The organism is Saccharothrix sabaoui, from assembly GCF_051756985.1.
In the GTDB taxonomy this organism is placed as follows: domain Bacteria; phylum Actinomycetota; class Actinomycetes; order Mycobacteriales; family Pseudonocardiaceae; genus Actinosynnema.
Genome location: NZ_JBPKJK010000283.1, coordinates 1 through 6086 on the forward strand (window position 1 = coordinate 1; position 6086 = coordinate 6086).

Consider the following 6086-nt stretch of genomic DNA (forward strand, 5'->3'; position numbering starts at 1 on the left):
GCGTCAGACCGCCCCGGCGAGCCGCCCCAGCTGGTCGTCGTCCAGCTCCAGGTCCAGCGCCCCCAGCGACTCCTCCAGCTGCGCCACCGAACTCGCGCCCACCAGCGGCACCACCCCCCGGTGCAGCACCCACGCCAGCACCACCTGGTTGACCGTCGCCCCCAGCTCCCCGGCCACCTCCCGCAGCACCGCCAACCCCCGCGCCGTGCCCGGGTGGTCGTACGCCTCACCCAGCGGCTTGTCCCGGTAGGCCCCCGACAGCAGCGCCGAGTACGCCACCAGCGCCACGTCCCCCTCGTGCGCCGCGTAGTCGAACAGCTCGTCGGTCATGTGCACGTGCCCCGACTCCGGCAGCCGCACCCCCGGCCGCGGCCGCAGGTAGCTGAACCGCTGCTGCACCGCCACGTACACCGGCAGGCCGTTCGCCCGCGCCACCGCCCGCGCCCGCTCCAACCGCCACGTGGCGTGGTTGCTCGCCCCGACCTCCCGCACCCGGCCCGCCTCGACCAGCGACGCGAACCCGCCCAACGTGTCCTCCAGCGGCACCGCGCGGTCCTCGACGTGGCTGTAGTAGAGGTCGATCCGGTCCGTGCCCAACCGCTTCAGGCTCGCCTCCGCCGCCGATCGCACCACGTCACCGGCCAGGCCCTCCGCGTTCTCCAACCCCGTGCCGGGCGTCCGCGGCCGCGCGCCCACCTTCGTCGCCACCACCACCTCGTCCCGGTTGCCGCGCGCCGCCAACCAGCGGCCCACCACCTCCTCGCTCTCGTCCCCCGTGCCGCCGTCCCAGAACACGTAGTTGTTCGCCGTGTCCAGGAACGTCCCGCCCGCCTCGACGAAGCGGTCCATGATCGCGAACGACGTCCCCTCGTCCACGTACTTCCCGAACGGCAGCGTGCCCAGGCTCAGGGCGCTGACCTCAAGGGAACCGATGCGCGTCTTCCTCATGCCCACCAGCCTGCGTGCTGGAGCGCGCTCCAGGTCAAGCCCCGGCCTGGCATGCTGGGCGGTGATGTCCGCATTCGCGAAGTGGGCGCCCGCCGCGCTGGCCCTCGTCCTGGTGACCGGCCCCGGCGTCTGGCGCTGGAGCCGCCACACCATCACCATCGCGCACGAGGCCGGGCACGCCCTCGTCGCCGTCCTCACCGGCCGCAGGCTGGAGGGCATCAAGCTCAACCCCGACACCTCCGGCGTCACCGTCTCCCGCGGCCGGCCCACCGGCGTCGCCGTCGTCCTCATGTACTTCGCCGGGTACGTCACCCCGTCCCTGCTCGGCCTCGGCGCCGCCGGCCTCGTCCTCGCCGACCAGGTCAGGCCGCTGCTGTGGGCGACCGTCGTGCTGCTCGCCGCCATGCTGGTGATGATCCGCAACGCGTTCGGCGTGCTGTCCGTCGTCGTCACCGGCGCCGTCGTGTTCGCCGTCTCCTGGTACGCCACCGCCGAGTGGCAGGCCGCGTTCGCGCTGTTCGTCACCTGGTTCCTGCTGCTCGGCGGCGTCCGCCCGGTGGGGGAGCTGCAACGCCGCCGCGCCCGGGGCCGCGCGCCCCAGTCCGACGCCGACCAGCTCGCCCGCGTCACCGGCGTCCCCGGCCTCGTCTGGGTGCTGCTGTTCGCCGCCGTCACCATCGGCGCGCTCGTCCTCGGCGGCCGGCTGCTCCTCCCGCTGGACCTCTGACCCCGACACCCGGCACGACGCCCGCCGGGGCTCCCGACACGGTCGTGGGACATCGTCGAGCAGGCCGCGAACACCGAGGTTCAGCCGCACTTTCGCGGGTAACCGGGGCCCATGGTGAGCGTGGGTTACTTCCTCTCGTGCGAGGAGTTCGGTCCGCGCGAACTCGTCCAGCAGGCCCGGTGGGCCGAGCAGGCGGGCTTCGAGCGGCTCTGGATCTCCGACCACTACCACCCCTGGAACTCCGAGCAGGGGAACAGCCCGTTCGTGTGGTCCGTGATCGGTGCGCTGTCCGAGGCGACGACGCTCCCGATCACCACCGCCGTCACGTGCCCCACCGTGCGCCTGCACCCGGCCGTGGTCGCCCAGGCCGCCGCGACCGCCGCCGTCCAGTGCCGGGGCGGGTTCACGCTCGGCGTCGGCACGGGGGAGGCGTTGAACGAGCACATCCTCGGCGGGCCGTGGCCGTCCGCGCCCGAACGCCTGGAGATGCTCGAAGAGGCCGTCGAGGTCATGCGCGCCCTGTGGACCGGCGAGTCCGTCACCCACCGCGGACGCCACTACACGGTCGAGAACGCCCGCCTCTACACCCGACCCGAATCACCCGTACCGGTCTACGTCTCCGCCTTCGGCCCCCACGCCGCCCGCGTGGCCGGCCGCATCGGCGACGGCTTCTGCTCCACCATGCCCGACGACTCGTTGGTGTCGGAGTTCCGCTCGTCCGGGGGAGGCGACAAACCGGCCCAGGCCGGCTTCAAGGTCTGCCACGCCCCGACCGCCGAAGCGGGCGCCAAGACCGCCTACCGGTTGTGGCCCAACGAGCAGCTGCCCGGTGAACTCGCCCAGCTGCTGCCCACGCCCGAGCACTTCGAGCAGGCGTCGACCCTGGTCACCGAGGAGATGGTCGCCTCGGCCCTGCCCACCGGCCCCGACGTCCAGCCGTACGTGGACACCGTGCGCAAGTACGCCGAGGCCGGCTACGACGAGCTGTACGTGGCGCAGATCGGCCCGGACCAGGAGAGCTTCTTCGAGTTCTGGTCCACCGAAGTGGCCCCGGCCCTCTAGCCGTCCCGTCCTCACCGCCGACCGTTCCCGTCCTCACCGCGTCCGAACTCACCTGATCCGATGGGGCAGGACACGTTTGCCCTCCCCGGAACAGCGGGTAAGCCGTGATCAAGCACCAGAACACCGCAAGGGGGTCCATACCGATGACCAGCACCGCGCGCCTGCCGAAGCCCGTCACCGACGTCTGGGACTGGCAGAAGGAAGGACTGTGCCGCGGCAGCGACAGCGCAGTCTTCTTCCACCCGGACAACGAGCGCGGCTCCGCCCGAGCCGCCCGCGAGGACAGGGCCAAGCAGCTCTGCGCCCACTGCCCGGTCCTCCTGAAGTGCCGCGAGCACGCCCTGGCGGTCCAGGAGCCCTACGGCGTCTGGGGCGGCATGGGCGAGGACGAGCGCCGCCGCATCATCGCCGCCGCCCGCCGCCGAACCGCCGCCTGACCGGGGGCCACCTGACCGCGGGCCGCCGAACCGCGGGCCGCCGAACCGCCGCCTGACCGAGGGGCGACGGCCCCGGAGCACCGCAGACCCCCGAGCACCCCAGCCCCTTCGGCCCACACCCCCAACACCCCCGCGCGGCACGTCCGGGCTCCCGGCTCACCAGAGCCCCCCAGGCTCCACCCCGAGCCACCACGCCCGACCCCACCGCCGGCCCGACCCCGGTGGCCCCGGCAGCAGCAGTCGACCGTCCAGGCAGCGCCGAGCCACCTCCCGGGCGCACCAGGCCCAGGCCAGGCCCGTCCGTCGCACCCCCTCGCGGCGGACAGGCCCACCGCCTCCACACCCCGGGTGCCCCGTCCGATCCCACCGCCGGTCAGCGCAGCCCGGCCACGTGGGTCTCCTTCTTCCCCGCACCGCGAGCCCGCACCCGCATTCGCGGGTCCACAGGCGTCTCCACCCGGCCTCGGGTCCTCGCGAACCACGCACCACGCACCGCACACCGCCTGCGCGGCGGCCGGTTCCGCGCGTCCGGCACGCCCACGTCCGGCGCTCGGGCCAGGCGACCGGGCCGGGGACCGAGGTGGCGGGACCTCCGGCGGCTCGGCTCGGCGGCTCGGCGTCGGCCGCCGGCTCGGCTCAGCTCGGCCCAGCCGGCGGTTCGGCTCAGCGGCTCGACCGGCGCTTCCGGCTGGGTCGGGGGGTGGTCGCTCGGGGTCTCCTCATGTTCAACCGATGAGCGAGAAGCCGTTTACGTACACTTTCCCGCCCATCTTCACCCAATCGTGTCGGCCCAAGCGCTGACCACCGCGGACAAAGCCACTGCGGACAAGGCCACTGCGGCCGACCGGACAGTAGCGCCACAACGCGGAGGCCGCCCGACGAAAGTCCTGTCGGGCGGCCTCCGCGAAGGGCCGGGGAAGTGCGAGAGCCCTACTCCGTCAAACCGTCCCGCAGCTGCCGCAGCGTCTTCGCCAACAACCGCGACACGTGCATCTGCGAAATCCCGACCTTCTGCGCGATCTGCGTCTGCGTCATGTTCCCGAAGAACCGCATGACCACGATCTTGCGCTCCCGCTCCGGCAGCTTCTCCAGCAACGGGTGCAACGCCTCCCGCTGCTCGATCGCCTCCAGCTCCGGGTCCTCCTCGCCGAGGGTGCTCCCCAGCGAGATGGAGCTGTCGTCGGCCACGAGCAGGTCGTCCAGCGACGCCGAGTGGTACGCGTTGCCGGCCGCCAGGCCCTCGTGGATCTCCTCGCGGCTGAGCTGGAGGTGCTGCGCCAGCTCGCTCGGCGTCGGCGCGCGCCCCAGCTCCTGGGACAGCCTCGCCGACCCCGCGTTGATCGCCAGGTGCAGCTCCTTGAGCCGCCGCGGCATGCGGACCGACCAGCTGGAGTCCCGGAAGTACTTCCGGACCTCGCCCATGATCGTCGGCACCGCGAACGACAGGAAGTCGCTCCCGCGCTCCGGGTCGAACCGGTCGACCGCGTTGATCAGGCCGACGGTGGCCACCTGCACCAGGTCGTCGTAGGGCTCGCCCCGGTGGCCGAACCTGCGGGCGATGTGCTTGGCCACCGGCAGGTGCTCGGTCACCAGTTCGTCGCGCAGCCGCTCCCTCGCCGGGTCGTCGGCGGGCGTCGCGGCGAGCCGGACGAACAGCGGAGCGAGGTGGTCGTAGTCACCCTGGGTGCTCGACCGGGTCTTGCCCTCGTCCGGCGCCGTCACGCATCCACCGTCCCCAGCGACCGCTTGACCAGGTCGATGTGCACCTCGTACGCGTCGGCCTGCGGCGCGACCCACGTGGTCACGGAGTCGACCAGCGCGCTGAGGACGCGCCAGCCGAAGCTGTCCCGGTCCGGCGGGGTCGACCTCTGCGAACCCACCTTCGTGGAGACCTGCACGGAACCGTCGACCACGACGAACTGGGCGATCAGCACCGCCCCCGGCGTGGCCAGCGAGATGAGGGTGGAGCACGCCTCGTCCACCGCCAGCTTCAGGTCCTCGATGGAGTCCAGGTCGAAGTCCTGGCGCATGGCGATGTCGGCGGCCACCGCCCGGACGATCGACAACTGCGTAGGCTCAGCCGCCATCCGCAGCTCAACCCCGGCCAGGGCGCTTTCCGACTCGCCGCTCTGCGGCTCAGTGTGCGACACGCTCACCTCGTCGTCCGTTCTGTCTCGTTGTGGTGCTGACGCTATCGATACCCGAACTGATCGTCGCTCACACGTGTAGCGGACACGCGGGCAGGGAAGACTGACAGGTGCAACGGGGAGGGCCTTTGACGGATCAACTCGCGGACCACCACTGGGGAGTGGAGTTCCCGGCGCAGCCGGGCCGGCTCGCGGCGGTCCGTGCCGGCCTCGACGGCTGGCTCGCCGCCTCCGGCCTCACCGAGGACGACCGGTACGACCTGCTCATCGCGGTGAACGAGGCCGCCAGCAACGCCGTGGAGCACGCCTACCCGCACGGTGACGACGGGGTCGTGCACATCGACGCCGACGCGCGGCCTGACGGCAGCGTACGCGTCGTGGTCACGGACTACGGCACGTGGCGCGTGCCGCCCGCCGCCCTCACCACGCGCGGCCGGGGACTGCTGCTGATGCACGAGAACGTCGACGACGTGCTGATCGACCGCCAACCGACCGGCACGACCGTGACCCTCGTCCTCGCCGCCCGGCGCACCCCGCGCGGCACGTTCACCTCGGCCCCGCGCGAACCGGTGGTCGTCACCGAGCGCGAGGGCTGGGTGGAGGTGGTGGTGCGGGGGGACGTGCCCGCCCAGTTCGCGCCCGCCGTGCGTCGCCGCATCCTGGCCGCCGCGCGCGGCGGCACCGTGCCCGTGGTCGTGGACCTGCGCGACCTGGGCCGGCGCGCCGAGGGCCTGATCCGCAGCCTGCGCCCGGTCGCCGAGGCCG

General features: G+C 72.8%; 7 protein-coding genes. 4 read left to right on the forward strand and 3 right to left on the reverse strand.

The genetic code is table 11. The features are described from left to right. Nucleotides 1-3: 3 nt before the first annotated feature. The gene (locus ACR807_RS40715) at nt 4-948 is read right to left on the reverse strand and encodes an aldo/keto reductase (RefSeq protein WP_438926892.1); all 945 of its coding nucleotides are present in this window, start codon (nt 946-948) and stop codon (nt 4-6) included. A gap of 64 nt (nt 949-1012) precedes the next feature. Here ACR807_RS40715 and ACR807_RS40720 point away from each other — a divergent pair, with 64 nt between their 5' ends. The 3 genes from ACR807_RS40720 (at nt 1013) to ACR807_RS40730 (ending at nt 3174) form a co-directional block, all read left to right on the forward strand. Next, a complete protein-coding gene (locus ACR807_RS40720; protein ID WP_438926893.1) occupies nt 1013-1675 on the forward strand; it encodes a M50 family metallopeptidase in 663 nt (220 codons plus the stop codon). A gap of 111 nt (nt 1676-1786) precedes the next feature. Next, on the forward strand, nt 1787-2737 hold the full coding sequence (locus ACR807_RS40725) for a TIGR03557 family F420-dependent LLM class oxidoreductase (RefSeq protein ID WP_438926894.1): 951 nt from the start codon (nt 1787-1789) through the stop codon (nt 2735-2737). A 143-nt stretch (nt 2738-2880) separates the two neighbouring features. Then, complete coding sequence (locus ACR807_RS40730; protein WP_438926895.1) at nt 2881-3174, forward strand: WhiB family transcriptional regulator; 294 nt, start codon at nt 2881-2883, stop codon at nt 3172-3174. Nucleotides 3175-4104: 930 nt separating this feature from the next. Here the strand turns inward: ACR807_RS40730 and ACR807_RS40735 are convergent. Then, complete coding sequence (locus ACR807_RS40735) at nt 4105-4896, reverse strand: SigB/SigF/SigG family RNA polymerase sigma factor (RefSeq protein ID WP_438926896.1); 792 nt, start codon at nt 4894-4896, stop codon at nt 4105-4107. Further along, nucleotides 4893-5324, reverse strand: coding sequence for an ATP-binding protein (locus ACR807_RS40740; protein ID WP_438926897.1), 432 nt, complete (start codon nt 5322-5324; stop codon nt 4893-4895). Before ACR807_RS40740 ends, ACR807_RS40735 begins: the two co-directional genes overlap by 4 nt. Before the next feature lie 125 nt (nt 5325-5449). On the opposite strand from ACR807_RS40740, the gene ACR807_RS40745 reads away from it, so the two are divergent. After that, on the forward strand, nt 5450-6086 hold a 637-nt coding region (locus ACR807_RS40745), incomplete at its 3' end, for an ATP-binding protein (RefSeq protein ID WP_438926898.1).